Consider the following 26,145-nt stretch of genomic DNA (forward strand, 5'->3'; position numbering starts at 1 on the left):
CCCTCACAGCAAATACCAAACACTACGATGATTCTACAGAGTGCGATCGCCACTTTCTTATACTCGGAAGGGTCAGGTTTTGCCGATAGTAAACCGGGTCGAGGTCAATAAGGGGCGATCGACACTCGTTATAATCAAAGTATCAATTCTCCACCAGATGCCGCGATGACCATCAAAGAACTCCTCATCCAAGAAATCGATAGCACCCCTGACGAACTGCTCGCAGATCTTCTTAGCTTGGTACGATCGCTAAAATCCACTCCACACCGCCAACTCAATACCTACGAACAACTGCTAGAACGTATCGACTACCTCGAAGCTATCATCGGCATCCGCAAAGGACTCGAAAGCTTCGATCGAGGTGAAGGTATTCCAGCCGAGAGAGCCATGACAGCGCTACAGCAGCAGTTCAACATCCCTCCTCGTCTATGAGTTATCAAGTCCTAATCCAACCACCCGCCTTTCAAGAAATTGAAAACGCCTACCGTTGGATGTGCGATTATCTGAGTGCTGATGCCGCAAATCAGTGGTACTACGACCTCCAAGATGCGATCGCATCCCTGCAACAGTTTCCTTACCGTTGCTCAGTTGCCCCCGAAGCTGCCATCATTGGTCGGGAAATTCGACAACTTTGGGTTGGTAAAAGAAGAACCTATCGGATTCTGTTTGTGGTGGAGGGCGATACCATTGCGATATTACATATTCGTCACCGCCGTCAACCCCCTCTCGATACTGAACCGCCAGAGTAATCGCCTCAAATAGTCAATAAAGGGCGATCGCCCCTCGCACCAAATACCAAACACTGCGATGATTCTACGAGTGGCGATCGCACATAATCATCATCCATAATTTGCGATCGACCTCCCGCATCAATTCTCAACAAAGCATCCGGCGTAAATTCCTTATCTGCGTCCAAGCACACAGTAGCATTGTCGCCCAATTCCACCCCAGCCAACATCTAATTTGATTGTGTGGTTCGCCGTGACTTCTGAATCTTACCGATGATGCCACATAAAATATTTTTTCACTCTATTCAGTTAGCGATAAAAATTTAAGTAAACATAGCATCGCGGGGGCGAGTTTTGCCGCACTAAACTCGCTCCTAATATCAAATTCTAACTCAATCCGCCCCTTAAACCTTCTGCTTCTTCCTTCGCGTCTTCGCGGTTCGTTTCTAACACAAATACCCAATCCAAGCCGGCAAAACCTCCGGCGAACCGTACCACTTCCCCGGAGAACGAGGCGAATGCCAAACCCCCTCCAACACCAGATTTTCGGCCCCATCCAAAACAGCAGCTTCCACCGGCGTAATTCCATCTCCCCAAGTTTCGCCCTTCCCCACAGTCAACTCGTAACTTTTATAAGCCAGCCAAGTCCCTAAACCGCGCTTGCCAAAAACAGCCTTCCCAGCAGCGCACACGTAGCGCACCTGCGGGTGAAAAGCCCCCGGATAGTGAATTTTGACAAAATCTAGATTTTTGCGCGTCCAGCGCTCTTGAGAGACGTGCGGCGTGCCTAAAGTGATTAAAGTATTCACACAGGGGTGAGCTTCCCACAAACCCGCGTCCTCAAGCACGTCGCCGTGAATCGTGTAAGGCTTTTCGCCCAAATAGATGCGAGAAATCCAGCCGCCGGCGGAATGACCGACGAGATTGATCTGGGGAACGCCGTATTGCTGTAACATTTGTTTGACCGTGCGATCGAGCTGTCGCAAAATTGGCACCATCGACCGCCCGCCAAAAGTCGGCAACCAATCTCCCTTGCCCAGAGGCACTGTTACTGTTGGGAAACCTCGATCGACCAGAGACTTTTCTAATTCCCGATAGTCGGAAGCAGCAGCAAAATATCCTGGTAAAATCACGGTTGGTAATGGCATTGTCAATTTGAGATTTTAGATTTTAGATTTTAGATTTTGCGGCCGGAGTGCTACGATCTGTTTTTCAAGTGCAAAGACGCTTGCCGAAGCATCCTTTGGATTGCTAACATCTGCCACTCGTTAAACCTTTTGCTTAGGGAATATCTACTTCTATGGCTCGCGAGCCGATTCAAACATGGTATTTTACCCTAGTTGTCGTTCACTTAGAAGACCGTTTTCTACTGGTACAAGAGCGCAAGTACGAGCAGCAGTGGTATCTCCCAGCAGGGCGAGTGGAAAAAGGGGAGACTTTGCTCGAAGCTGCTATGCGTAATACCCTTGAGGAAGCGGGCATTCCCGTCATCGTTGAGGGAATTCTCCGGGTAGAGCACACAGTGATGCCTAGGGGCAATGTGCGCCTCCGAGTCATTTTTGTGGCTCGTCCACAAGATAAGACGCCACCCAAGAGTAAGCCGGATGAGCATACTTTGTGCGCTGGCTGGTATTCTCTCAAGGAATTAGACCAGTTGTCTCTACGCGGAGAGGAAGTTCGGGAAATGTTTCAATATATGGCCAGCGGCGCTCCAATTTATCCCATCGACTTGCTCACCATCGAGGGGGCTCCTTTTAAAAATTACCGCTATCGCTGGTGAATCCATCGATTTGGGATTTGGGATTTGGGATTTTGGATTGAATAATTACTTCCACGGATGAATCCGGTTGTGTAACCGAATTGGAAACAGGGGTCGATCGAACGGATCGATCGTGTTTAATAAATTAGTGGCGATCCAGATCCCGGAAAAAGACGGTATAGCAACGGCGCAGTCTGTGTTTTGCTCGCCCCAGTCCGGCCCGTCTGACGCCCCGCTCACCATTCTCAACAATAACTGAGAAACCGCGTATAGGATTCGGCCAAAGGCATTAGGCAAGAAAAACAGTGGTTTCAGCAATTAACAACGTCCTCACCCAATTGGCGGTTGCTATAACAGCGTTGAACCAGCCAAAAAACCCGGTTTCTAGGCTTGAGTGCTGGATGTGAGGGTCGCGAAATCTTAATAAAAGTCGATCGGGCAATTTCGATACCGACCGTGCTAAAATTATACCTTTGAATTCCCAACCTCTCCTCATTAAAACGAATTCACACTCAATCACAACCACAACAATATAAATTACCGATCACTCAATCACTCAATCCCCCAATCCCCCAATCTAAAATCTAAAATCTAACCATCCCCCAATCCCCCAATCTAAAATCTAAAATCTAAAATCTAAAATTTAAATGACTGACTCTTCCTCCCTAGCCAACACCCTTTCCGAACCGCTGCGCCAGCCTTTTTGGTGGGCAGCCCTAGCTTCTGTCGGCCTTCACGGAGTGCTCGGAGCAACCGCCCCGACGCTCTCAAACATACTTTATGGTGGAAATTCCTCAAAAAATATCCCCGGTTCTGTCGGCTTAGTAGAACTAACTCCCGCAGAAGCCGGCCGCCTGCCACAAACCATACCACCGAAACCGTCTAATACGCGATTTACGCCATTTTCGATCGCACCAGTTCCCCTTCGGCCAGCACCCAAGTTAGCCCCGCCCTTGCCCCCCGCACCTGATACCATCAACTTGCCCGCCATGCCGCCGGGAATGCCCCCTCCTGGATTCTTTTCCCCTCTCCCTCCTTCCCCTCTCCCGCCCTTCACGGCCCCAACAGCCCCGCCACCTCCCAAAACTCCATCCCCAACAGTCAGAGCTCCCTCCCAGCCAACACCCACTTTCGTCCCACCCGTACCTCCCAGCGGTTTTCTTTTCCCGCCCTTACCGGGTAATTTCGATCGCAATATTCCGCCGCCGCCATCGCTGAGTGAAGTACCCCAGCTTCCCGCCGGCCCCTCGGAAGATGAAGCAGAGACGCTCAAAAAGATCATAGCCAGTAGAGGCGGACTCCCACTATTTCCAGACGGAGCTCCAGTCTTTACCCCGGAATTCCCAATTGGCAGGAATGTGGGACCCGATGGAGTACCAAAATTGACTCAAAAAGATCCCAATAAAAGGAATCTCATCGCAGAAACTCCCGGAGAAAGAAACAGGAGGGCACAATTTGACCAGGGACAGCAACAGCTAGAACAGCAGGGAGTTCCCGGTTCAAACTTACCCACCGACAAAGAGACACTGCTGGCGGCTGCAAATACCTATGTTGCTTTGTTTGAGAAATTCAAAAAGGCTTATCCTGACTTGGAAATGACGGGGCCGACTCCTGTGAACGTCCCTTATCCCGTAACAGCTTGTTCGCAAAAACTCCAAGGAAGAGCAGTTTTTGGAGCAGTTGTCAGCCCTCAAGGCTTGCTCAAGGCCGAGCCACAGCCGATCATGCCCACGGGTTACGGTATTCTCGATAATGCGGCTAAAATTGCGATTATTAGCCCTTCTCTAACATTTGAAGCAGCCAGCACGCACAAGCTTTACCAACTGGCTGTCGAGTTTAAGTACGACGAAAAACTTTGTAGTGGCATTCCCGCCACCCCAACCAGGCCCAACCCACCAGGCCAGCAGCAGCCAGCGCCCGCCCCGACAGCGCCCAGCAGACCAACAGGCCAGCAGCCATCCCCAGCGCCTACTGAAGTGAAACCGCAGTTTGAGAAGCCGCCGGCCCCCTCCACAAAACCGCAGCCAGGGGCCCAACCGTCGCCGCCCGCACCCAAGCCCGCGGCTCAACCGTCGCCCTCGCCTGAACCGAAACCAGCCGCGGAACAGTCGCCTTCTCCTCAACCGCAACCCGCCGAAGAGTCCCCGCAGCCGGAAGCAGCGCCATCTCCTGCTGCCGAAGAGTCCCCGCAGCCGGAAGCAGCGCCATCTCCTGCAGCCGAAGAGTCCCCGCAGCCGGAAGCTGCACCATCTCCTGCACCGGAAGTGTCGCCATCTCCTGCTGCCGAAGTGTCGCCGTCACCGTCGCCGGAAGCAGCGCCATCTCCTGCCGCCGAAGTGTCGCCGTTACCATCGCCAGAAGCAGCGCCATCTCCTGCGGCTACCGAAAATTAATTGGGCATCGGTAATTGGCAATCGGGTAAGCTGTTGCGGCATTTAAATTGTCTGTCAAAAAACCATCCAACTCTTGTGGGGAGTAGGGGTTGGGCGTCCCGCCCGCCTTGAATATGCAATTTAAATGCGCGACAGCTTATGGGAATGGGTAATATCAATTTTGTTTGATTCAGACTTGTATTAGATCGAGTTCTGTTAGGTCGTAAGATTAAATGAACCGCGAAGACGCAAAGAGCGCGAAGGAAGAACAGCACCTTCTTCTTTCTCTTCCTTCGCGTCCTTTGCGCCTTCGCGGTTTAATCATTCCTATGCAACCGGATGTGATATAATATCAAATCTGCTTGCTTCACTATTGTGAGTTAGTAGTTAGTAGAGTTCGTCAGCTTGAATATTTGTTGCTTTTCAAACTAATTTCTACTTGCTGACGCACCTTACTTTATCTACTAAGAATCAAGTTGTTTTTCGTCCGCCCGACCAGGCTTGGGATGATTGAATTTTTGACTACAAAGCTAATTATCTATTTCCCTTAACCTCTCAATTGTATTGAACTTTATACATTTGAAATAAGTCGCCACTTTGCTTTTTTACTACCTTAGCGCCCGCAGCTTTAATCATTTTTTCCCACTCTTCTATTGTCTCTAAAAATACTTCGCCGGCTCGATAAGTTTCCAAAATTGCCCAATCTTCTGCTAAAGGAGCATTGGGGTTGAGGACATCAAAAACAAAATGACCACCCGGTTTTAATACCCGCTTTACTTCTCCCATGACAATACTCCAATAGTCTATGGGATAGTAGCAGCTAAAGCCTGTAGCGAGGCATAAATCGAACTGAGCCTCCTCGTAATTTAACTGGTGAGCGGGGGCCCATTCTACGCCTTTGAACAGCTTAGAATTGAGCTGAGGGCCGCGAGCGTTTAAGGCGTCTCGCGCTGCGCTGCTGATTTCTTGACCGTAAAAATATGCTTCCCAATCCCGCCAAGGGTAGATGAGAAAGCTGACTCCGCAGCCAATGTCTAAACAGCGCTGATTTTTTTGAGGTTTGGCAATTTTCCAGAAGGGAGAAACTGTTTTTTCTTGGAGAGTTCCTGCAACTGATTCTAGGAAAATCGGCATTGCTTCGACTTCTTCGGGTAAAGCGAAAGCTTCTCCCCGGTATTCGCGATCGAATCGAGAAGCGACTTGCGACAGTAAAACTTGCCAGCTATCTGATTTTCCTTTAGCAAACCAAGTCTGCTCCTGACCCGCTACTGGGCGATCGGACTTTTTAGACATTCTTGAATTACCTTTTAGAAGCTTTGAGAGCTTTTGTAAAGTTTTGGCGGTAAGGCTTATTAAAAATTAACGCGGGCCAGAGCAGCGAGAGCTTCAGGCGATTTGCAAAACTTCTGTCGAAGTTAGTGCGATTGAAACCATTCCAAAATTTCCAAATACCGCCACCGTAAGCGATCAGCAATGCCAAGCTAATTAACGTACTCATTGAAAAAACCCCTAAGCAATGGATAGGATTTTGGGTCAGCTAGTCAAAGCGCTACCCTTAATCTATCATTTATCAGACGCCAAGGCGCACCGATAGCTGTAGTAATTCCACCTTCAGAAAGAGACTTCAAAATCCCCGCTGGCCACAAACTTAAAAATAACACCCCCGAAATAGCTTTCACCGAGCAAGCAAGAAGGGACTTCTGCCAAAAGTCGAGGATTCTGAGGACTTATACGATTGAAGAATGGAAGAATTAAAGAATTGGGAATGACTGATGAGATAAGGGTTTCGAGCACGGGCCTACAGTTGCATTCTTTTTTTAACTGGTATTACCCAACATCCCCTACAAATCCGAGCTCGACCGGGGGATTGGTGCGATGCCGCAAGTTCTAATTCGGTTGAAATCGGTTGCTGTTGGGGGACGGCCGGGCCGAACGGGATTTCCCAAACGTGTGACTACTCGAAGATATTTAAGTAAGAACTGATTGCTGGTGGCCCACGAATTACAGCAGGCAAACTTTTTCTAGCGGACAATAGCGGTAGAGAGCTTTCTAAGCAAGGAGGATTTTATGCGTGCAGTGCTAATGGCTGGGGGGTCGGGAACGAGGCTCAGACCCCTGACGTGCGATTTGCCCAAACCGATGGTGCCGATTCTCAATCGCCCGATCGCAGAACACATTATTAATTTGCTAAAAAGGCATCAGATTACGGAAATTATTGCGACGCTGCACTACCTTCCCGATGTCATGCGCGAATATTTTACTGACGGGGCAGAGTTTGGCGTTCAAATAACTTACGCTGTGGAGGAAGACCAACCGCTGGGTACGGCTGGTTGCGTCAAAAATATTGCTGAACTGCTCGATCGAACTTTTCTAGTCATCAGCGGCGACAGCATCACAGACTTCGACTTAACGGCAGCGATCAAATTTCACCGCAGCCAGCAATCCAAAGCCACGTTAATTTTAACTCGCGTTCCCAACCCGATGGAATTCGGGGTCGTGATTACCGAGGAAAATTACCGCATCAGTCGCTTTCTGGAAAAGCCTTCTAGCAGCGAAATTTTCTCCGATACTATCAATACCGGCATTTATATTTTAGAACCCGAAGTCTTGGATTACCTGCCGGTAAATCAGGAGTGCGACTTCTCGAAAGACTTGTTTCCCCTGCTACTGGAAAAAAACGAGCCGATGTACGGTTACATCGCCGAGGGTTACTGGTGCGATGTCGGCCAGCTAGATGTTTACCGGGAATCTCAGTACGATGCGCTGCGGGGAAAGGTCAAACTGGATTTGAGCTACTACAACGAAGTTCGATCGGGACTTTGGGTCGGTCAGAATACTTTTATTGACGATAGCGCGATCGTCGAAGTACCGGCCATGATCGGCAACAATTGCCGAATTGGAGCCCGAGTTAAAATCGATGCCGGTACAGTGATCGGAGATAACGTGACTGTCGGGGCCGACGCAAATCTCAAACGTCCCATCGTCTGGAACGGAGCAATTGTCGGTGAAGACGCTCATCTTAGGGCTTGCGTGATTTGCCGGAGCACCCGCGTAGACAGGCGCGCTCACGTCCTCGAAGGTGCTGTCGTCGGTTCAATGTCCATCGTGGGAGAAGAAGGACAAGTGGGGCCAAGCGTGCGCGTCTGGCCGAGCAAAAATATTGAATCCGGCGCTCTGTTAAATCAAAATTTAATTTGGGGAGAACAAGCTAAGCGGAATTTGTTCGGTCAGCGTGGCGTTCAAGGACTGGCAAATGTGGATATTACTCCGGAATTTGCAGTGAAATTGGGCGCGGCTTACGGCTCGACTTTGAAACCCGGGACTTCGGTATCAGTTTCTCGCGACCAGCGGAGCATTTCGCGGATGGTTTCGAGGTCTTTGATTGCGGGTTTGATGTCGGTGGGAATTAATGTGCTCAATTTGGAATCGACGGCAATTCCGATCGCGCGCACGGTTTCGTCTACGATATCAATTGCCGGCGGCATTCATGTTCGCATTTCGCCCGATCGCTCCGACCACATTTTAATTGAATTCTTCGATATCAAAGGCATCAATATTACTAAAGGAGCTGAGAAAAAAATCGAGGGGGCTTATTTTAAGGAAGATTTGCGGCGAGCTCTAATTCCCGAAATTGGAGAGATGACGTACTTTAACCAAGCTCTCGATGTTTACAACCGCATTTTTGAGCGGCAGATGAATGTTGAGGCAATACGCTACAGCAATACTAAGGTGGTAATCGATTACGTTTACGCGGTTTCTGGAGCAATTTTGCCCCAAATGCTTGCCAAGTTCGGCTGCGATGCGGTGGTCCTCAATGCCAGTCTCAAGCAGACTTCTCTAAGCAACGGGGAACGGGAATATTTGCTCGACCAACTCGGCCGGGTGGTGAAAGCACTCAGCGCTAATTTTGGAGTGCAGGTATCGGCTAACGGCGAACAGCTCATTTTGGTAGATGAGTCTGGGATAGCGATTCGTGGGGAAATGCTGACGGCGTTGATGGTAAATTTAATGCTGACTTCTCATCCCAAAGGTACAGTAGTAGTGCCGGTTCATGCGTCTTCTGCGGTCGAGGCGATCGCCCGACGCTATCAAAGCAAGGTAATCCGCACGAAGGCGAACCCAACCGCTTTGATGGAAGCCGCTAACAGGAACCCGAATGTGGTTTTAGGCGGCAGCGGCCTTATGGGTTTTATTTTCCCGCAGTTGCATCCCGGATTTGACGGAATGTTCTGCATTGCTAAAGTGATAGAAATGATGACGATTCAGGAGCGCTCGCTCGGACAGATCAAGGCGGAACTTCCCCGCATCACCCACCGCAGTTACAGCGTCCGCTGTCCTTGGACTATCAAGGGTTCGCTGATGCGACATTTAGTAGAAACTCATTCGCCCGATCGTTTAGAATTATTAGATGGAGTGAAGATTTTTAACTACAGCGACGACAATTGGGTATTAGTTTTACCCGATGCTAGTGAACCGACCGTTCATATCTTCGCCAACAGTGAGGATCGAGATTGGGTATCTGAAACGTTGAAGGAGTACCGCGCCCTCGTTCACGATTTTGTCAGTCAAGCCGAGGCGGCAGTTCTCCAAGATAAATTTGGTAACGTGTAATCGGGAATTGGGCATTGGGCATTGGGCATTGGCAATTGGGAATTGGTAATGCAAAAGTAAAAAAATAAAATGCGTTATTTTAAGTTTTACCTTTTTACTTGAAAGTTCATGCCCAATTCCCAATCCCGAAGTCCCTGCGCGGGCCAATTCCCAATTCCCGATGCCCAATTCCCAATTCCCAATTCCCAATTCCCAATTCCCAATTACGCACAGATAACAGATGAATAGCTGCATTTTGATGGCGGAAATAATTCAACAACCGCAACTTCGTTATACTCCAGACAATCAACTTCAAATCGCTGAGATGTTGGTGCAGTTTCCCGGCCCAAAACCAGAAGATCCGCCCGAACATTTGAAAGTGATAGGATGGGGAAATTTTGCTCAAGAAATTCACGAGAAATATCACGAGGGCGATCGCGTGATTATTGAGGGACGGCTGAGCATGAATACGATCGAAAGAGATGGTATTAAAGAAAAGCGCGCTGAACTGACAGCTCAAAGGATTTACAGTGTCGGGGCTGATGCAATGAGTTCGGCTCCCCCAACTAGAACCGCCCCCGAACCGGCTCCAATTCGCGACACCGCCCCGGCTAATGTGCCGAGCAACGTAGTACCTTTAGGCTCGCGGAACCGCAGTTCTAACAGCGCTCCAGGTGGCGCTAACCGCACGTCTAGTTCGGATTGGAACTCGCATCAGTCTTCTAATTCTGAGTCCGATCGCCCGTCGGGTTCGTCTAACGAACCGGAAAATCCCGATTACGATCCGATTCCGTTTTAAAAATTAGGGTGCATCACTTTACGAGCGATCGCAAAACTTCGCCGTTCGATCGAAAGTGACGCACCTTAATTTAAGAGCGATTCCCTACGGGATAGCTTCGCTTCACGCACTTCAGGAAAAAAAGGGCGATCAAATTTGGCTGAACTACGAGCTAAATTGCAAATTTTACAGCTTGATCGTCACAACTTTTTTCTTGCTTTTTTCGTCGCGCAGCACGACGGTATTGTAGGGTGATGTATCCGTCCCCAGCGGAATTGGCAGCTTAAAGCTGCTGCTCTTATGCTTAAGTTCGCCTAAATCAATGCTTTTCGTTATATTGCCATCTGTTGCCAGATAAGCGGTAAGTTCGCCTTTATAATCTTCAATCAAAAAGTCTCTGAAGAAAAGGACTTCCCCAGCACCCTCGACATCGATACCAAGGATGACCGTACCGCTAAACGTTGCGCCTTTTTCTTCTTCATCAACCGTCGCCATTTTAATTTCCGAGGGGTCTTGACCGGACATATCTGGCATAAATTTTTTCTCCTGAACTGAGCGCAATAATTAACAAGAAGCTTACCTGACGCTAGGGGCGATCGCAAAACTCTTAGGACGTATTTCTGCATCGGTCTTGCTTCTGTCTGAGGTTAGAGAAGCCCGCGCTCGCGCATTCTACCAATTCTCTCAATTCTTGAGTCAGTAAGTACAGACCGTTAAAATTCTCTCTATGAATACCCCCAAGTCTCGCAAACACCGCCGCGTTAATTCGATTCGATATTTAGAATCCTTAGTCTGGAGTTTTTAATTGATTGGGTGGAGAATCAAGCCTGATATTTTTGGTAATTTAAGAGCGATCGCACTTCACTCAAGAAAGGACGATCGCCCTTAAAGATTATTCTTTCCAGTAACGGGTTAAAATCCGCATTACTTCACCTGCTAGAGGGGACGGTAAAGGCGGACTCCATTCCCCAACTTCAGCAAAACCTAAAACGTGCAGCAGATTGATGAGGCTTTCGACTCCTTTGGGAATCCCGCAAATCAACAATCGGATCGGTTGCTTTCCGATGGGTGCGTCGGGAATTTCTTCGCGCAGGAGTTCGGGAACTGACTTTGGCTGTGATATCATAAGTTTTAACTACACAAATAGTCGGATAGCGATCGCCCTTGAGTTTTCGAGGCAAAGGGGCGATCGCTTTTCCGTTTGTACATCCTCAGCATAGTTCATTCGCTGCTGCAAGTCAAGCGATACGACAAAAAATATTGCCTCTACGGCAATACAAGTGTTAGTGAAGGTTGCAGGATGCTAACATCACCTTGCAAAGTCCTGGCTAGTAGTTGAGTACCCGCAGTGATCCGTTGGAAATTGGCAGTTGTGATGGCCGATCGCAATATCAGCAATAAAGAATTGGCGGCTAGAGTTGGGATGCACCCAACATCTGTTTCTAAAATCAAAACCCGCCGCCGGCTAACAAGAATTGATGAAACAACTCTTGATGCTTTGTGCAAAGCACTAAACTGCCAACCGGGAGATTTAATGGTGTATGAGGAGGAAAATTCCGATCGCACTTAAAAAACCGACTGCGATAGTTAGTAGTGTTGACAGCGACGCACCCTACACATTCGTGAAGCGAAGCTATCCCGTAGGGAATCGCACAATTTCCACTGCAAAAACGCGAGCAAACTCAGCGACAACGATCGATCGCACTTGATCGACCTCAATTCCCGGGATAAACTGCTCTAAACTCCCAACAGGTCGATCGGGAATCCCGCAAGGTACAATTTGCCCAAAACCTGCGAGATCCGGACAAACATTTAAAGCAAAACCGTGCATCGTAATCCAGCGGCTGACTTTAATGCCGATCGCACCTACCTTGCACCCATTCACCCAAACTCCAGTCATACCGGGAACCCGCGAACCCTTCAACCCGCAAACTTCCAGCACCCCCAGCAGCACTTCCTCCAACTGCCGCAAATACCAGTGCAAATCTTGCTGGTGGCGCCGCAAATTTAAAATCGGATAGCCCACCAATTGGCCCGGACAGTGGTAAGTCACCTCGCCGCCCCGCTCAACTCGGTGCAGTTCCGGCCCAGTTTGACTTGGGTCAAATTTCAGAAATTCCAGCTTTGCTCCCAGTCCCAAAGTGTAAACCGGCGGATGTTCCAACAAAATCAGGACATCTGGCAAATCAGGCGTGTCGCGGCGCTCTTGCACGAGTTTTTGCTGGATTTCCCAAGCTTGGGAGTAGGGAACAAGTCCCCAATCGAGGAGTAAGCAGGGTTGTGCATTTAGCTGTTGAGGGGTGAGAGGGGAAATCATGCAAAAAATCAATAGTGTTTTGACGGAATATTGGCGCAATTTAAATCAAGAATTGTCAACATATAATAAAAGATTTGGAAGATAAGTGTTTTCCAGAATACATAGTGCTACTGTATAAAATATACCCACGTTACAGAAGGGAGGGAGCTCTATGAAGCTTGTTATCCAGGGTAAGAATATAGAAATCACCGATGCGATTCGCGAGTACGTCAATCAAAAGGTGGAAAAGGCAGTTAGCCATTTTCAAACTTTGACGACAGAAGTGGACATACATCTATCGGTGGCTCGTAACCCCAGGATCAATCCTAAGCAGACTGCTGAGGTGACAATTTATGCTAACGGCAGCGTGATTCGGGCTGAAGAAAGCACGGAAAGCCTGTATGCTAGCATCGATTTGGTTGCCGACAAGATAGCTCGTCAACTGCGGAAATTTAAGGAAAAACGCCACGACAACAAGACCCAAAGTAGTGCCAAAACGGTTACGGTAGTTGATGAACATCCTGTAGTAGCGGATCTGATTGGCGATCGAACTCCCGAACTTCCTGCTGAGGTGGTGCGGACTAAGTATTTTGCTATGCCTCCAATGACTGTGCAACAAGCTTTGGAACAATTGCAGATTATCGATCACGATTTCTATATGTTCCGTAATGCGGAAACAGGCGAAATTAACGTACTCTACGAACGAAAAACTCACGGTGGCTATGGAGTTATTCAACCCCGCCACAGCAACGGTAACGGTAATAGCAAAAATGGCAAAACTGCCGAAAGCGCTACATCGGAAAAATCGAGTGTTGCAAAAAGCTAGATAATTGCTGAGTGCTAATTGTTAATGGCTGCAAGCCGTTAGCAAAAAAGGACTAAAGTCCTTACTACGAACCACGAGTTTTTAGTAAGAACTTTAGTCCTTTCTTGGTTTTTTAAGATAATAATTCGTAGTCAGGACTTGGGCGATATTTCCTACAGAAAACGGATGAAAAATTATGCTATTGGAGTTAAGACAATTGAAGATTCAGCCAGGTCAGCAATTACTGGTTGAGGATGTTAACTGGCAACAATTTGAAAGTATTTTGGCGGAATTAGGAGAACGTCGTGCTTCCCGACTTTCTTATAGTAACGGACGGTTAGAAATTATGGTTCCTCTGCCCGAACATGAAAAAGCCAAAGAAATTATTGGCGACATGGTAAAAATTTTGTTGGAAACACGACAAATAGCATTTGAGTCGTTAGGTTCGACAACGTTGAAAAATGAACGCATGAGTCAGGCTGTAGAACCGGATACCTGTTTTTACATTCAAAATCAAGCAGCCGTTATCGGTAAAAATCGCCTCGATATGAGTGTTGATCCGCCCCCAGACTTAGCTATAGAAATTGATCTCACCTCTCGCACGCAGTTGGATAATTATCAAATTCTAGGAGTGCCGGAACTTTGGCGATACGCACGGCGAGGGCTACAAATCAACGTCTTGCAAGCCGAACAATATATTGAGTCTGAGGTTAGTCCCACTTTCCCTAATATCCCGATTGTCGAACTGGTGAATCAGTACACTCAGCAGAGTCAAGTTGCTGGTAGAACTCACGCTATTCAAGCTTTTAAAAATTGGGTACGGGAAAACCTCTAGTCTGAAAACTTTCTTCCTCACTAAAAACCCTTAGTTCGCAGTCAGGAATTTAGTTTTTTCGGGTTTTTTAGACAATGAGGGATGAGGACTTTCGTCCTCACTACCAACAATATACTTAAACAAATCCACCTAACTTTTAATAGCTTCTAAAGTTTTGAGTGCTTCGGCAACGTGTGCTTTGAAGTCTAACATGGAGTCAAAAATATGCTTGACAACGCCTTCTTTGTCAATGACATAAGTTACTCTACCGGGCATAATCCACAGCGTAGCTGGAACTCCGTATAATTGCCGCACTTTGTTGCCACTATCGCTCAGCAGTGTAAAGGGTAGCTGATATTTGGCAGAAAATTGCTGGTGCGATTGTTGCGAATCTTCGCTAATTCCTATGACTTCTGCACCTGCGTCTTTGAAGACTTCGTAGCTATCTCGAAAAGCGCAAGCTTGGGTGGTGCATCCGGGTGTGTCGTCTTTGGGATAAAAGTAGACTATGACGTTTTTTTTCCCTTTAAAATCTTTGAGGCTGACTGATGTGCCAGTTTGAGATGGTAAGGTAAAATCGGGTGCGGTGTCTCCTACTTTGACTGTCATGTTTTTTTAACTTAGTAGAGCTGTTTGCGGGAAATTTGAACTTTTGTTATTGTACAGTTTTTTGTGACCAATAGTTCGCAGTTGCGATCGCCCGATTCGGCAGCCTCCCATTTGTGCTTTCTCGCAATCCTAAAAAAAACCGTTTTTACACAATCTGGATGCAGCCAACGATTCGCAGTTACGCGGATTAATTGAAGAGGCTTTTTTGAACCGCACATCCACGGGGATTAACGAAGATTTTGATTAACAATGGGAGGGGCGGCGCTGAAGCCTTACTACAAAGTTAGTAGTTATCGACCTTTAGTCAAATTTTTTAATTCCCGCCATATAGGAGGAATTTGACCGGAGTGTGTTCGGGGCTGGGTGAGGATTCCTTGAGTGGGACTGAACAGCAATGATAGTACAAATAATCCCGATGCAACTAAAACTATTGCGGGGCCCGAGGGCAAGTTATAAAAGTAACTGAGATACATTCCGCTAATGCTGGAAATAACTCCGATTATTGCGCCTAAAATCATTACTTGGTGCAGGCGAGTGACTAGGAGATAGGCGGTACTTGCGGGTGTAATTAATAAAGACAAGACTAGCACTACGCCAACAGCTTTGAGGCTGGCAACTATTGTGAGGGCGATGAGTACCATCAGTCCGAAGTTGAGCAGGTTTACTGGCAAACCTGTGGCTTGCGCTCCTAATGGATCGAATGTGTAAAATAGCAGTTCTTTGTAAAACAATACTACAACTAATAAGACTACGGCGACTATGACGGCTGTGTCGATCGCATCTTGGGGGGTAACGCCGAGGATGTTGCCGAAAAGAAAGTGGTTGAGGTCGATTTTGTTGTCTTTTTGGACGATCGTAATTAAGGTGATGCCGAGGGCGAAGAATGCCGAAAATACGATGCCCATTGCCGCGTCTTCTTTGATTGTCGATCGAGCTTTGATCCAAGCTATGATTACTGTACTCAAAACTCCCGCAATGAAGGCGCCGACAAAGATGTTTGCTCCGAGGATAAATGCGATCGCCAATCCGGGCAAAACCGAGTGGCTGATGGCGTCTCCGAGCAATGCCAGCCGCTGTACCATTAGGTAGCTGCCGACGATCGCGCAGACGATGCCGACGAGAATGGCAATTACGAGCGATCGCTGCATGAATCCGTACTGCAACGGCTCAATTAAGGTTTGTAGCATAAAACGATAAAATAACAGCTAATTAATGACTAACAACCAAAGCAACCCGGTTTGATCCGAGATTTATCGTTGCCAAACCCAATATTATCAAAGAAACCGGGATCGAGAGCGTAACTCCTAGATTAATGACTGCTGGCTAATTAAGCTGCTTGTCCGGCAAAGAACATTACTTGTCCGCCGTAGGCGCGGTAAAGGTTTTCTTTTGTTAGCACTTCTTGGCGGGAACCAGCGGCAATTAATTCTGTATTTAACAAAATTAAATCGTCAAAATTGGTGATTGATTCGCCTAAGTCGTGGTTGACTACTAAGACAATTTTTCCGGCATTTGCTAGCTGGTGGAAGATGTCGAAAATGATATTTTGAGTTTTTTGGTCAACGCCGACAAACGGCTCGTCAAAGCAGAAAATAGCGGCTTCTTGGGCTAAGGCTCTAGCTAGAAATACTCGCTGTTGCTGTCCGCCGGAAAGTTGTCCGATCGGTCTGTCTTTGTAAGCACTCATGCCTACTCTTTCTAAGGCCTCGGCAGCGGTGCGGCGGCTAGCTGCCGAGAAGCGGCGAAACCATCCGGCTTTTCTGACTCTTCCCATCATTACGACATCCCAAACGGTGGCGGGATAGTTCCAGTCAATTTGTGATCGCTGGGGCACGTAGGCTACTGTTTCGAGTCGATCGGCGATCGCTTCTTCGCCCCAGGTAACAGTGCCGCGATCTGCGGGAATTAAGCCCAACATTGCTTTAATCAGCGTGCTTTTGCCGGCACCGTTGGGGCCAATAATACCCGTCAGCCTTCCCGGTTTGACGGAAAGGCTGATATCTCTGAGTGCCTCTACCGTGCGGTAGTTTACTGCTAAGTGCTTAACAGCGATAATTTCAGTGTCGGTAGCGCTGTCTTTGAGGTGGCAAACCATTTGAGACCAAGGATTTTCGTTGGGCAAGGCGGCGGTATTCATGGGGATGACTATATCTCCTTTTTATTAAGTTTACTGTAAAAATGAAAAGAATATGAAATCATCGGCAAATAGGAATAATCTGGAACTCAGGAGAGGTAGATAATGCGACAGTGCCAGCTCGAAACCCCTCAAACTATAGGTTTGGCGGCGAAAATCTCAAGTCGGTTAAAACTCATATCTTCCACAATTCTCAATAACAGGCAAGATGCCTGTTCCACAAAGAGTGAGTTTTCTGGTGGGGTGGGCATCCTGCCCGCCCAGACAAGGGTTATTGAGAATGGTGTCAGATGTGAATTAAAAGCGACGGCAATTGTGAAGCAATCGTATCAAGGAGAGTTTAGCAGTGAGTCGGGGATTGAAACCTCCCGCCCTGGATTGAACAAGTCCAAAGTATTTTTTATCAGAACTATTGCCTGCGGCATTTTGACTTTGGGCTTATTTAGTTGCGCTCAAACCCAGGGCGATCGCCTCTCTCCAGAGGCAGATGCTAAACCCAAGGTAGTTGCTACCAGCACAATTATTGAGGATTTGACCGATCGAGTAGCGGGAGGCGAAATTCAGCTAACAGGAATTTTGCAGCCGGGAACCGATCCTCACGTTTACGAACCGGTGCCAAAAGATTCTCAAGCTTTAGAACAAGCTAACTTAATTTTGTATAACGGCTACAATTTGGAACCGGGATTAATTAGGATGATGAATGCCGCCGGAATTAAGGCGCGGAAATTAGCAGTGGGGGAAGTTGTCAAGCCTTTGCTATTGAATAAACAAGGGAATACCGTACCCGATCCACACGTTTGGGGAAATGTGGAAAATGCAGTTCAAATGGTAGAAGCAATTCGGGATGCGCTAATCGAACTATCGCCGGAAGATCGGGAGAAGTTTACGCAGAATGCTGTGAAACTTACTGAAGAGTTAAAACGTTTGGATAGTTGGATCGAACAAGAGATTAAAACTATCCCCGAAAATCAGCGTAAATTAGTCACAAGTCACGATGCTTTTCAATATTACAGCCGCGCCTACGGATTGGGAATTGCTAACAGTTTGATCGGGATTAGTACGGAGGAACAGCCCAGCGCTCAAACGGTGCAAAAGTTAGTAGAATCGGTGAAAGCGGCAGGAGTTCCTGCTATTTTTGCCGAGACTACAATTAACCCACAACTGATTAGAACAGTGGCGGAGGAAGCGGGGGTGAAATTGGCGGCGCAGCAACTTTATTCGGATTCGATTGGGGCGCCCGGAAGCGAGGGGGATTCTTATGTTAAAATGATGTCGGCTAATACTCGCGCCATCGTCGAAGCTTTAGGGGGGAAATACACGCCGATTGAAGTTAGCAAGTAGCAAGTAGGGTGCCCCGGAAGAGTTTTATTTTCTCTGCGGGGTGACAGCTAGCTGACGCAGCCTACAAGTTTCAGTAGCCTTGCATTGCATAAGTCTTTGATTGATACAGAAACCGCAGATGCAAGGCAGATAAACGCAGATAAACCCAGATTCTTGAAGGAATTGAAAGCTTGGGAATGCAAGAGGTCTAGTTTATCTGTTTTGACAAAATTAAATTGAGCACGTTCAATTCGTTGGAACTCAAAAGATATTTATCTGTAAATATTTTTTCTCGACTTTGTTCTAAACTGTAGCTTCTAAACACAATAAACGGGAAGTCTTGATACTTGTGCCCGATCGGCATTACACTATCTACAGGGTAGATCGATCGCACATAAGCCGACAAAATATCCCGAAACCGCCTGTCTTCCGGTTCTTCCAGCTTACTGTCAGCAAAATACTCCTGCATTTCCTCCCCGCTGACAAAGGCAAACAGCGGTATGGCATAATAGCGATCGAACTGCTGACTCTGCTCTTCAAAATACTGAGTTTTCTCCACATCGCTGTTGAGAAATTGCAAAAGCTCGATCGCACCTCCTCTAATTGCCGATCGTACATTCTCCGGGTACGACTCACTATCCCTAATCCGATACATTTTGTGCAGCAACTGATTATCTACACATTTCTGAATTTCCCGATGTAGCCGCATCTGGTATGTTTCCGCCAAATTTTGCTTAGCTAGAGGTACGAGCAACAAACTACCGCAAACATGACCGAGTTCTAAATTATCATAGCTCAACAAACCATCAAGAGGATTGCACTTTTCCAAAAATTTACGATTAAAATCTTCCCGCATTTCCAGATAAGAATCGCCCTTTTGACGAGACTTATCAGAATTTTTTAAAACAAACTCCCCGCGACCCAAAAGCTGTTCCAGACTCGTATAAACCTCCTTAAACAACATATTTCCTCGCTGGCTCTCGCTCTTTAATGTCTTAATTAGAGCAGCCATTTTGCTGCTAAAAGTATCCCCTACTGCGGAAACCGACTTACCGCCGATGGGAATGATCAAAAACTTTTCCCTACCTAAATAACCGTATCCCGAAATTCGCGTCATCACCGCCGTCTTGAGAATTAGCAATAAATTCAACAAACTCAATTTGCTTTCTTGCAGGGAAAGTTCCGCATCATCAGCGTAATAAACTGCGGTATCTGATAGGTAAAATACCAACTTCTTATCTTCACCATCAAGGGTTTTACCGTTGTCATATTCTCCGCGTCCCCGATAAATCACCTGTATGATTTCCATCAGATTTTTCTCTATTTGGAAGCGGGGAATATCAACTAAAATATGTTGGGTTTTTGGGAAAGAAAGTCCACGACTTCCCGATGCAGTCATAAAGATTACTTTAGCTGTATTTTTGTATTCCTGTATTTTTTCTTTCTCCTCTTCCGAGAGATTAGCGTGAATTTCCAGATAACCGGTGAAAGGCTCAAACTTTTCGCGACTATCTTTAATTTTTTCAATTAATTCTGCCAATCTTTGCTTGTTTTGAATATATACTATAATTTGTTCGACACCGGGGATGGCTAATCGCTGATTGATATCCTCAATTATTTGAGATTGTACCCGCTTTACTAAATTACTATTCTGTTTTAAAGGCGCATTTTCACTGTATTTAACAGTTTCGACAAATACCTTATAAGTTATCTCTAAACTGCGCGCCGGATAGGAATTCGCATTAATCACCTTGGCAGCTAGATTGTTAAATTTAAAAGGAATAGCTTGTAAAGGTTGAATTTCTTCCGAATCTTTCGCTAACTTTTTAAAATAGATTTTGTCCGGTTCCGGTGACGTGTTATCAAGGTGCTGTTTAATCACATCGCAGTCAACAATCGAAGCATCTGCGACAATAATTTTAGTATTAAAGCCGTGTTCTCGCTTGTGCAAATCATGTTTTTTGATAATCTTGGCAATTCCGGCTAAAAACTCAACGCCACCATCATCTCCCGTAATTTCATCTATCATAATGAAAATATGTTTGATGCGACTGGAGATTTCTTGCATCTTAGCGGGAATGACCCGTTTGTCCCGTTTATTGTAAGTATCTTGAAAAATTTTATCTAAATGCTCTAGGGTATTTTGTCGGTTTTCTTTCATCTTCACCGATTGAATAGAAACGGTAGCTACGATATTATTAGATACCTGGCCATTTATCAGCGCGTATATACCTTCGCAAATGCTCTTAAGCACTCCATTTCCTTTGGGATTAATGGGTTTAATTACTGTTTCTCCCTTTTTTTTAAGTTCTGATTGATGATATTCCGTCCTCTGAATTTCTGAATCATCCTTGAGGAAGCGAACAGTTTTTTTGGTGAAATCGTCACGATAGCTATTCGATGCGTACTTGACGGTACAGTGTCCTGAATTGCTTTTGATGATATCGGCGTTAGTGTTGATACAAAATAATCGATCGTTGCACAGCAAACCAGTATTTTTATCTTTGAATTTTTCGATAATATCCAAGTTTACTTGCTTGCGGGGACTGACGTACAGAAATAAGAAACCATCGTCGATATGGCGTTTGAGGAAATTGGCTATCGCAGTGGTTTTACCTATTCCCGGATTTCCAGTCAAAAAGATATAAGTTTCATCAGATTGAAGCGCTTTCACAATCAATTGAGCGTGAGCATTTCGCAGGTCTAATCCGCGAGAAATTTGCAAGTCATCTGCCAGTTTATCTGATATAATATCTATTGAATTAACAAAATCGTCTATCCGTTCTGTATGAGGTACAGGTTCAGTGACATTTTTTCCAATTCCTAACAGAGAATCAACAAACTTTCTGCCTTCTTTAAAACTGCGAGCCGCGTTGAGTTGAATAACCTTTAAAACTTCGGTGCGAGCATCACTAATCTCTTTACCTTTCGCTTCATTCTGGTAAATTTGGGCACAAGTTGCTAATAAGTTAATTTTGTCCGGGCGTAGGGAAATAGCGCTAATATTGCGATCGCCATAACCCACCACATTAAACAAAACCTCAGCATCACTGGAAATTATACCTGTTTGTTGCAAAAATCCATAGAAGCTGTGAGCGTAGCTACCCGCCTGAATCAGCTTAGCGCTTTCCTTATCCTTATACTTAAAAGCTGTAAAAAATCGTTTTAAATCCTCCGAGAAATCCACACCTAAAGTGCTGGTATCCATCCGCAGATTAGAAAACACACTTTTCGATCGCAAATAGCTAATTTCTCTCATCAAATATTTGCGTATCACCTCTATTTCATTAATATCCTCCGTTTTTGGAGCTAGCGTCGGAGAAAACACAGACAAATCAACGCAGAGAATTCTAAAATCATTGCCATACTGTAACAGCATCAGCGTATCAGCCTGCAAAAACTCACCCTTTTTCGAGTAGCGGCGGATGTACGAGTTAATCTCATCATCTGATAAACTAAGTTTGGCAGTTGTCAACTGAGACAATAACCCTTTAAACGCTTCTTTGTCACCCTTGTTATAGGTTCTGATACTGTTAGCATCACTAAAACTGCACTGACAATACACAATTTTCAACCGCTGCAAATTCCAGCCAGTAGATTTGACGTACTCCCGGAAAAAATTCAACCCACCCAAAAAACCTTTTTGGACAAAAAACAAACTCCATTTTTCAACTATTTCAGCATCTAAACTAGCCAGCAGATTGGCTTCCCTAACGATTTCCGCCGTCATTTTTGGCAATTTGAGCCTCTGCAAATCTAGACGGTAGGAATCGCCAAAATTGTGACTTAAATTTTCCCGCTGAATATATGCCAGAATCCCGATATTGAATCCTACTTCAAACAGCCGCCCAAAATCTTCACCAATCATTATTTTGTACCTCACCGACATTTAATACTTCTCTTACCTTATTCAAAAAAGCCAGCGAGTTAAACTCAGCATTCCCGCCCGGATGACTAAACACAGATAAAGTACCAACCGAATCATCTCCGATAATCTGCTCGTAGGGGTCAAGTTTAAAACTCAGGTCTTTTTTGCGAGCTTCATAACGATAAAAGTGAAAGATTGTTAAATAATGTAGCAAAGTATCTTTAATTGCACCGTCGTAAATCAACCCTTGGTGAAGGTCTTGATCGTCCAGAATCCCGTCGTATATATGCAACAGGGTCGAGTAGGAAATCACACCGTTATAAAAGTTTTTCTCCTCCTTTACCTTAAGTCCGTTAAACAAGTTAAAAAACATCACAGCTTGTTGACTGGTATCTGCAAACAAGCTCGAAAGCTCCATAGCATCCTGAATGTAAAAAGGTTTTCCCTTATCACCTAGAAAACTGCGGACATAGTATTTATCAAAAAACATCGGATAAATTTTGATATCTCGTCGCTCTCCCTTCAAAGTTCGGAGCAATTTTTTTGACATAAAAGACAATTCCTCGTCTTCCTCAGTCTTGGTAATATGCAGCGTACTCATGTAAGGTGCTTGCGAAATATATGCGAAATTTCGATATCCTTGCTGATAAAGCTGACTCATTGCATCTTCAAGGATTAACGGCTCAGTATAAAGGCGGCTGACACTGTAATTCTCGGAAAAAGTTTTCAGGACTTTGACTTCAATTGCATCGTGTTCGAGGCGATTAATCCCAATAGCTTCTCCGATTAAACTAGCTGTTCTTTGGAAGCGGTTTTTATTACTTCTTTTAGCATCACTGTCGCGACTGGAAACAACAATGATTGCTAAATTATCTAACTCTGGAGATAACTGCACATTGCTAAATTTAAACTTTTTCGGCAGTATTGAATACATTGAACTCAAACCGTTATGAACTTTGTAACTATTTGGATCTTCTCTAATACGAAATCCCTGAGAAGTTGAGCGTTGTTTTTCACTCAAAATGTGAGATAATGTTTTGGAAAGGTTAGCCATAAATTTTTCTGAGGGCGAAGGGTGTTTGTCGTCACCTTCATGCAGCCTCACCATCGGAATAAATAAGTTTTTTGCAGTATTTTCGAGTAAAACTCTCAGGCAGATATAAGACAGCAGCAACATCGTAAATTTATACACAAAAGCCGCCGCAGGTGGTAAACCTTTATCACCGCTGTCTAGTCGTTTGTCGTCATAAGGAAACAAAACTAATTTTGTTAAAAAATGCTGGCTGTAGATTTTTCTAGAACGATCGGCTTTAGGTGCTGAAAGCATCGGCAAGATATCGACACCTTTGATATTGTATTCCATGCTGAAATTGTGGCGTTCATCAGTAGGAAAATAGCGGACATCTTCGATAGTAATATTTATCGGTAGCTGACAGATTGCTGTTTCATCAACACTAGGCTGTTCAACGACAATATAATGGAGTGTCTGCTTGTAATTTCGATCCAGAACTTCATTAAAAAATTTATTATTCTGCAAAATATTTTCAATGTCTTCTAACAGACCTATTTTGAGGTTTACGTGTCGCGTTTCTGTACGGCTTGGCAAAATTGTTTGGCGTTCGAGAAAGCCTTTCAGCATTCTTTTAAGATGGTTAAGTTTATGTTTAACATTAACCTGCTTAAAGCGTGTGACAAAATTTCGGAAAAGTCTTTTTTTGATTTCGTCATTATCGCGAGTTAATACATCTCTCATTAGTTGCTCAAAAGCCGGAATAGGATTAAATTCAAGTTCCAATTCTGGGTTATAATTTGGCGATCCTGGAGTGTGGGGAGATGCAAACACACAGTGATACAAAAATGCTATTTTTAACACTTTGCGGACGAAGGTTTCGGTATTAGCATCTTCGGTAAGTTCTGCTTTGTGTTCTTCACTATCTGGATTTAGCAGATTCAGATGATATTCAAATACGTCCTTTCCACCGCGCGCTTGAACTGGGTTGTCTAATTTTAGTTTGAGGCCAAAGATAAATTTACGTTCGTTCCGATGATTGTCCGTGCTTTCTCCCAAATAACCTTCTACAAGGGGAATAATTGGCAGCGCATCTAAAAAATCCGATCGCGCAAAAATTTCTCTGTAATTAACTCTAACACCAGCATAATTGGCAGCATAATCGCCATCGGATTTATTACTGTCGTTGATGTAATTTTCTATCAATCTGAGACGACGAATCAAATCTTTTAAATAGATGATTCCTACAGTATCTGTGCTGCTAGTGCTGATGTGTTCCAGCAGATACTCCAAATAAGTAATCTTGGCTTCTTTGTTGATTTTTCCTAGGGTTTCTTTGTCTACCAGTCGGATCAATTTATGAAAATCCGAGTATTCATTATTAACCATCTCATCAAGACGGTGGTTAAGTTTTTGCCTATCGTCGCTATTCTCGGCATTTTCCCTAATGTAGTTTTCTAAACCCTCCTTTAGCTGTTGTTGAAAAATATCGGTATTTCGCACAGCAATAGTCAATTTATGCAGTTTTAAAGTCCCAGGACTCCCAGAAACCGGGCGTTCCAAAGTTAGCTTTTCTTTTTCTAAAGAAGTGTGGCGAGTCCCAAAATCGTATTTGAGACCTAACTTTTTGCCGTCTCCCTGAAAAGAGGATGAATCTAAAGGACTGATTAAGCTAGCGACAAACTTTTCAATTGAAGTATTTTTTGGCAGCAATTTAGATGCTAAGTGCTGCCGCAAACACTCTTTAATCTTCCTGACTCGATCGCCAAAAATCTCCTCAACTTCTGGCGGAAAATTAACCGTAGCAGCATCTGCTTGACGTTCATAGGAACCCAAGGGTGTCCGCACTTGCATTTTTGCAACATCAGCAGCGATCGCATCAATATCGACGATCAGACGGCGGCGGTCATCTGATATATTAAACGGGTTTTTCGATTGCAAAACTTCTAAAATCTTGTCCAGCAAATCGCCATAGTCAACTGGAACTAAATCGCTGTCACCCAATGTTAACCTGTTCACCCTGTTAACCCCTTCAAAAAGCTTGAATCCACTCTTTCACATCGTACTCAGTCCAAACCCCATTTACCCAATAAGGATCGGCTTCCACCAATTGTCGCACCTGCGCCTCATCTTCGGCTTCGTAAATTGCAAAAACTTTTGTTAAATCTTTCGTTGGCCCGATCGTACTTAACACACCCGATTCCTTCTGCTTAGCCAATCCGGCTAAATGAGCGTCTCGAAACGGAGCGCGTTTTTCTAGAACGTCTTCGCAGTAACTTCCCCACATCACATATTTAGTCACGGTTTTGAGCCTTAGATGAATTTGTTTAAAAGTTATTGTACAATAAGAGTAACAGGATTTAACGAATATTTTAACGATAAGATTAATGAACCGCAGAGGGCGCAGAGGGCGCAGAGGAAGAGGGGAAAGAGAGATGATTGTTAGATAGGAGAAGATGGCTATGACTTTATTAGACATTCGTTTGTTGACGGTTGAAGAGTATCACCGTATGGCAGAAATTGGTATTTTTGACGAAGATGAACGAGTAGAATTATTGGCTGGACAAATAGTAAAGATGGCAGCAAAAGGAACAGCACATGGTGCGGCGATTGCGCGCACGAAGATATTACTGGATAACCGTTTAGGAGAGCAGATTTTTGTGCGGCTGCAAGACCCGGTTCGGCTCAATAATTACTCTGAACCAGAACCAGATATTTCTGTAGTCATACCTGATCCACTTTACTATGAAGACCACCATCCAACTCCCTCAGAAATTTATCTGATTATTGAAGTTGCCGATACTACGCTGAGAACAGATTGCGGGATTAAAGCGACTATTTATGCTCAGTCTGGAATTGCTGATTATTGGGTTTTGGATGTTAATAATCGGCAACTCCACGTTTTTCGAGAACCGAGTCAGGATGGTTATCAAAGTCGGGTGATTCTCGGGGATGATGGGAGTATTTCTCCTTTGCAGTTTCCCGATTTTTCCTTTAGGGTTCGGGATATGTTGCGGCCATTGGTGTCAATTTAACGCTTTTTCCCTGAGTCCGCCAGGGAAT

General features: G+C 45.3%; 25 protein-coding genes. 11 read left to right on the forward strand and 14 right to left on the reverse strand.

Annotated elements, in window-relative coordinates:
- The first annotated feature begins 165 nt into the window (after nucleotides 1-165).
- Both NDI35_RS16630 and NDI35_RS16635 read left to right on the forward strand, forming a co-directional pair.
- Nucleotides 166-432 (forward strand): hypothetical protein, encoded by a 267-nt coding sequence (locus NDI35_RS16630; protein ID WP_445313706.1) that lies wholly within the window; start codon nucleotides 166-168, stop codon nucleotides 430-432.
- The gene (locus tag NDI35_RS16635; RefSeq protein WP_445313707.1) at nucleotides 429-749 is read left to right on the forward strand and encodes a type II toxin-antitoxin system RelE/ParE family toxin; all 321 of its coding nucleotides are present in this window, start codon (nucleotides 429-431) and stop codon (nucleotides 747-749) included. Before NDI35_RS16630 ends, NDI35_RS16635 begins: the two co-directional genes overlap by 4 nt.
- Before the next feature lie 5 nt (nucleotides 750-754).
- Here the strand turns inward: NDI35_RS16635 and NDI35_RS16640 are convergent, their stop codons facing one another.
- Together NDI35_RS16640 and NDI35_RS16645 are read right to left on the reverse strand one after the other, a co-directional pair.
- On the reverse strand, nucleotides 755-958 hold the full coding sequence (locus NDI35_RS16640; protein WP_445313708.1) for a hypothetical protein: 204 nt from the start codon (nucleotides 956-958) through the stop codon (nucleotides 755-757).
- A 216-nt stretch (nucleotides 959-1,174) separates the two neighbouring features.
- The gene (locus NDI35_RS16645; RefSeq protein ID WP_333123514.1) at nucleotides 1,175-1,876 is read right to left on the reverse strand and encodes an esterase/lipase family protein; all 702 of its coding nucleotides are present in this window, start codon (nucleotides 1,874-1,876) and stop codon (nucleotides 1,175-1,177) included.
- Between the two features lie 152 nt (nucleotides 1,877-2,028).
- On the opposite strand from NDI35_RS16645, the gene NDI35_RS16650 reads away from it, so the two are divergent.
- Nucleotides 2,029-2,508, forward strand: coding sequence for an NUDIX domain-containing protein (locus NDI35_RS16650; protein ID WP_445313709.1), 480 nt, complete (start codon nucleotides 2,029-2,031; stop codon nucleotides 2,506-2,508).
- 45 nt (nucleotides 2,509-2,553) lie between these two features.
- On the opposite strand, the gene NDI35_RS16655 is transcribed toward NDI35_RS16650, so the two are convergent.
- Entirely contained in the window at nucleotides 2,554-2,805 is a 252-nt protein-coding gene (locus tag NDI35_RS16655; RefSeq protein WP_445313710.1) for a hypothetical protein, read from the reverse strand.
- 329 nt (nucleotides 2,806-3,134) lie between these two features.
- Here NDI35_RS16655 and NDI35_RS16660 point away from each other — a divergent pair, with 329 nt between their 5' ends.
- Nucleotides 3,135-4,880 (forward strand): hypothetical protein, encoded by a 1,746-nt coding sequence (locus NDI35_RS16660; protein ID WP_445313711.1) that lies wholly within the window; start codon nucleotides 3,135-3,137, stop codon nucleotides 4,878-4,880.
- Nucleotides 4,881-5,414: 534 nt separating this feature from the next.
- Here NDI35_RS16660 and NDI35_RS16665 read toward each other — a convergent pair.
- Together NDI35_RS16665 and NDI35_RS16670 are read right to left on the reverse strand one after the other, a co-directional pair.
- Entirely contained in the window at nucleotides 5,415-6,152 is a 738-nt protein-coding gene (locus NDI35_RS16665) for a class I SAM-dependent methyltransferase (protein WP_445313712.1), read from the reverse strand.
- Between the two features lie 7 nt (nucleotides 6,153-6,159).
- Nucleotides 6,160-6,357, reverse strand: a complete 198-nt coding sequence (locus NDI35_RS16670; RefSeq protein ID WP_190662954.1) for a hypothetical protein — start codon at nucleotides 6,355-6,357, stop codon at nucleotides 6,160-6,162.
- 569 nt (nucleotides 6,358-6,926) lie between these two features.
- Here NDI35_RS16670 and NDI35_RS16675 point away from each other — a divergent pair.
- Together NDI35_RS16675 and NDI35_RS16680 are read left to right on the forward strand one after the other, a co-directional pair.
- On the forward strand, nucleotides 6,927-9,470 hold the full coding sequence (locus tag NDI35_RS16675; protein ID WP_445313713.1) for a mannose-1-phosphate guanyltransferase: 2,544 nt from the start codon (nucleotides 6,927-6,929) through the stop codon (nucleotides 9,468-9,470).
- Nucleotides 9,471-9,690: 220 nt separating this feature from the next.
- Nucleotides 9,691-10,248, forward strand: a complete 558-nt coding sequence (locus NDI35_RS16680; RefSeq protein ID WP_445313714.1) for a single-stranded DNA-binding protein — start codon at nucleotides 9,691-9,693, stop codon at nucleotides 10,246-10,248.
- A 165-nt stretch (nucleotides 10,249-10,413) separates the two neighbouring features.
- On the opposite strand, the gene NDI35_RS16685 is transcribed toward NDI35_RS16680, so the two are convergent.
- Both NDI35_RS16685 and NDI35_RS16690 read right to left on the reverse strand, forming a co-directional pair.
- Nucleotides 10,414-10,761 (reverse strand): hypothetical protein, encoded by a 348-nt coding sequence (locus NDI35_RS16685; RefSeq protein ID WP_445313715.1) that lies wholly within the window; start codon nucleotides 10,759-10,761, stop codon nucleotides 10,414-10,416.
- A gap of 358 nt (nucleotides 10,762-11,119) precedes the next feature.
- Complete coding sequence (locus NDI35_RS16690) at nucleotides 11,120-11,353, reverse strand: hypothetical protein (protein ID WP_445313716.1); 234 nt, start codon at nucleotides 11,351-11,353, stop codon at nucleotides 11,120-11,122.
- A 222-nt stretch (nucleotides 11,354-11,575) separates the two neighbouring features.
- Here NDI35_RS16690 and NDI35_RS16695 point away from each other — a divergent pair, with 222 nt between their 5' ends.
- Nucleotides 11,576-11,797: a helix-turn-helix domain-containing protein gene (locus tag NDI35_RS16695; protein WP_332984474.1), complete on the forward strand. Its 222-nt coding sequence runs from the start codon at nucleotides 11,576-11,578 to the stop codon at nucleotides 11,795-11,797.
- A 63-nt stretch (nucleotides 11,798-11,860) separates the two neighbouring features.
- On the opposite strand, the gene lipB is transcribed toward NDI35_RS16695, so the two are convergent.
- Entirely contained in the window at nucleotides 11,861-12,544 is a 684-nt protein-coding gene (gene lipB / locus NDI35_RS16700) for a lipoyl(octanoyl) transferase LipB (RefSeq protein WP_445313717.1), read from the reverse strand.
- A 151-nt stretch (nucleotides 12,545-12,695) separates the two neighbouring features.
- Between lipB and hpf the strand changes: the two genes are divergently transcribed.
- Together hpf and NDI35_RS16710 are read left to right on the forward strand one after the other, a co-directional pair.
- Complete coding sequence (hpf, locus tag NDI35_RS16705) at nucleotides 12,696-13,349, forward strand: ribosome hibernation-promoting factor, HPF/YfiA family (protein WP_445313718.1); 654 nt, start codon at nucleotides 12,696-12,698, stop codon at nucleotides 13,347-13,349.
- Nucleotides 13,350-13,524: 175 nt separating this feature from the next.
- Nucleotides 13,525-14,163, forward strand: a complete 639-nt coding sequence (locus NDI35_RS16710; protein WP_445313719.1) for a Uma2 family endonuclease — start codon at nucleotides 13,525-13,527, stop codon at nucleotides 14,161-14,163.
- Nucleotides 14,164-14,292: 129 nt separating this feature from the next.
- On the opposite strand, the gene NDI35_RS16715 is transcribed toward NDI35_RS16710, so the two are convergent.
- From NDI35_RS16715 to NDI35_RS16725, 3 genes are all read right to left on the reverse strand, one after another.
- Entirely contained in the window at nucleotides 14,293-14,751 is a 459-nt protein-coding gene (locus NDI35_RS16715) for a peroxiredoxin (protein WP_445313720.1), read from the reverse strand.
- Nucleotides 14,752-15,041: 290 nt separating this feature from the next.
- Nucleotides 15,042-15,938: a metal ABC transporter permease gene (locus NDI35_RS16720; protein ID WP_445313721.1), complete on the reverse strand. Its 897-nt coding sequence runs from the start codon at nucleotides 15,936-15,938 to the stop codon at nucleotides 15,042-15,044.
- 140 nt (nucleotides 15,939-16,078) lie between these two features.
- On the reverse strand, nucleotides 16,079-16,888 hold the full coding sequence (locus NDI35_RS16725) for a metal ABC transporter ATP-binding protein (RefSeq protein ID WP_445313722.1): 810 nt from the start codon (nucleotides 16,886-16,888) through the stop codon (nucleotides 16,079-16,081).
- A 102-nt stretch (nucleotides 16,889-16,990) separates the two neighbouring features.
- Between NDI35_RS16725 and NDI35_RS16730 the strand changes: the two genes are divergently transcribed.
- The gene (locus NDI35_RS16730) at nucleotides 16,991-18,226 is read left to right on the forward strand and encodes a metal ABC transporter substrate-binding protein (RefSeq protein WP_445313723.1); all 1,236 of its coding nucleotides are present in this window, start codon (nucleotides 16,991-16,993) and stop codon (nucleotides 18,224-18,226) included.
- Nucleotides 18,227-18,413: 187 nt separating this feature from the next.
- Here NDI35_RS16730 and NDI35_RS16735 read toward each other — a convergent pair whose 3' ends face one another.
- The 3 genes from NDI35_RS16735 to NDI35_RS16745 are packed head-to-tail and all read right to left on the reverse strand — an operon-like array spanning nucleotide 18,414 to nucleotide 25,384.
- Nucleotides 18,414-22,073, reverse strand: a complete 3,660-nt coding sequence (locus NDI35_RS16735; protein WP_445313724.1) for a helicase-related protein — start codon at nucleotides 22,071-22,073, stop codon at nucleotides 18,414-18,416.
- Nucleotides 22,063-25,101: a hypothetical protein gene (locus tag NDI35_RS16740; RefSeq protein ID WP_445313725.1), complete on the reverse strand. Its 3,039-nt coding sequence runs from the start codon at nucleotides 25,099-25,101 to the stop codon at nucleotides 22,063-22,065. The genes NDI35_RS16735 and NDI35_RS16740 overlap by 11 nt, the downstream gene beginning before the upstream one ends.
- Nucleotides 25,102-25,114: 13 nt before the next feature.
- Nucleotides 25,115-25,384 carry a YciI family protein gene (locus NDI35_RS16745; RefSeq protein ID WP_190662223.1) on the reverse strand — a complete coding sequence of 90 codons (270 nt, stop codon included), beginning with the start codon at nucleotides 25,382-25,384 and terminating at the stop codon, nucleotides 25,115-25,117.
- 160 nt (nucleotides 25,385-25,544) lie between these two features.
- On the opposite strand from NDI35_RS16745, the gene NDI35_RS16750 reads away from it, so the two are divergent.
- Entirely contained in the window at nucleotides 25,545-26,117 is a 573-nt protein-coding gene (locus NDI35_RS16750) for a Uma2 family endonuclease (RefSeq protein WP_445313726.1), read from the forward strand.
- Nucleotides 26,118-26,145 lie beyond the last annotated feature (28 nt).

It is taken from the genome of Microcoleus vaginatus FACHB-2002 (genome assembly GCF_040004035.1).
GTDB lineage: Bacteria > Cyanobacteriota > Cyanobacteriia > Cyanobacteriales > Microcoleaceae > Microcoleus > Microcoleus vaginatus_C.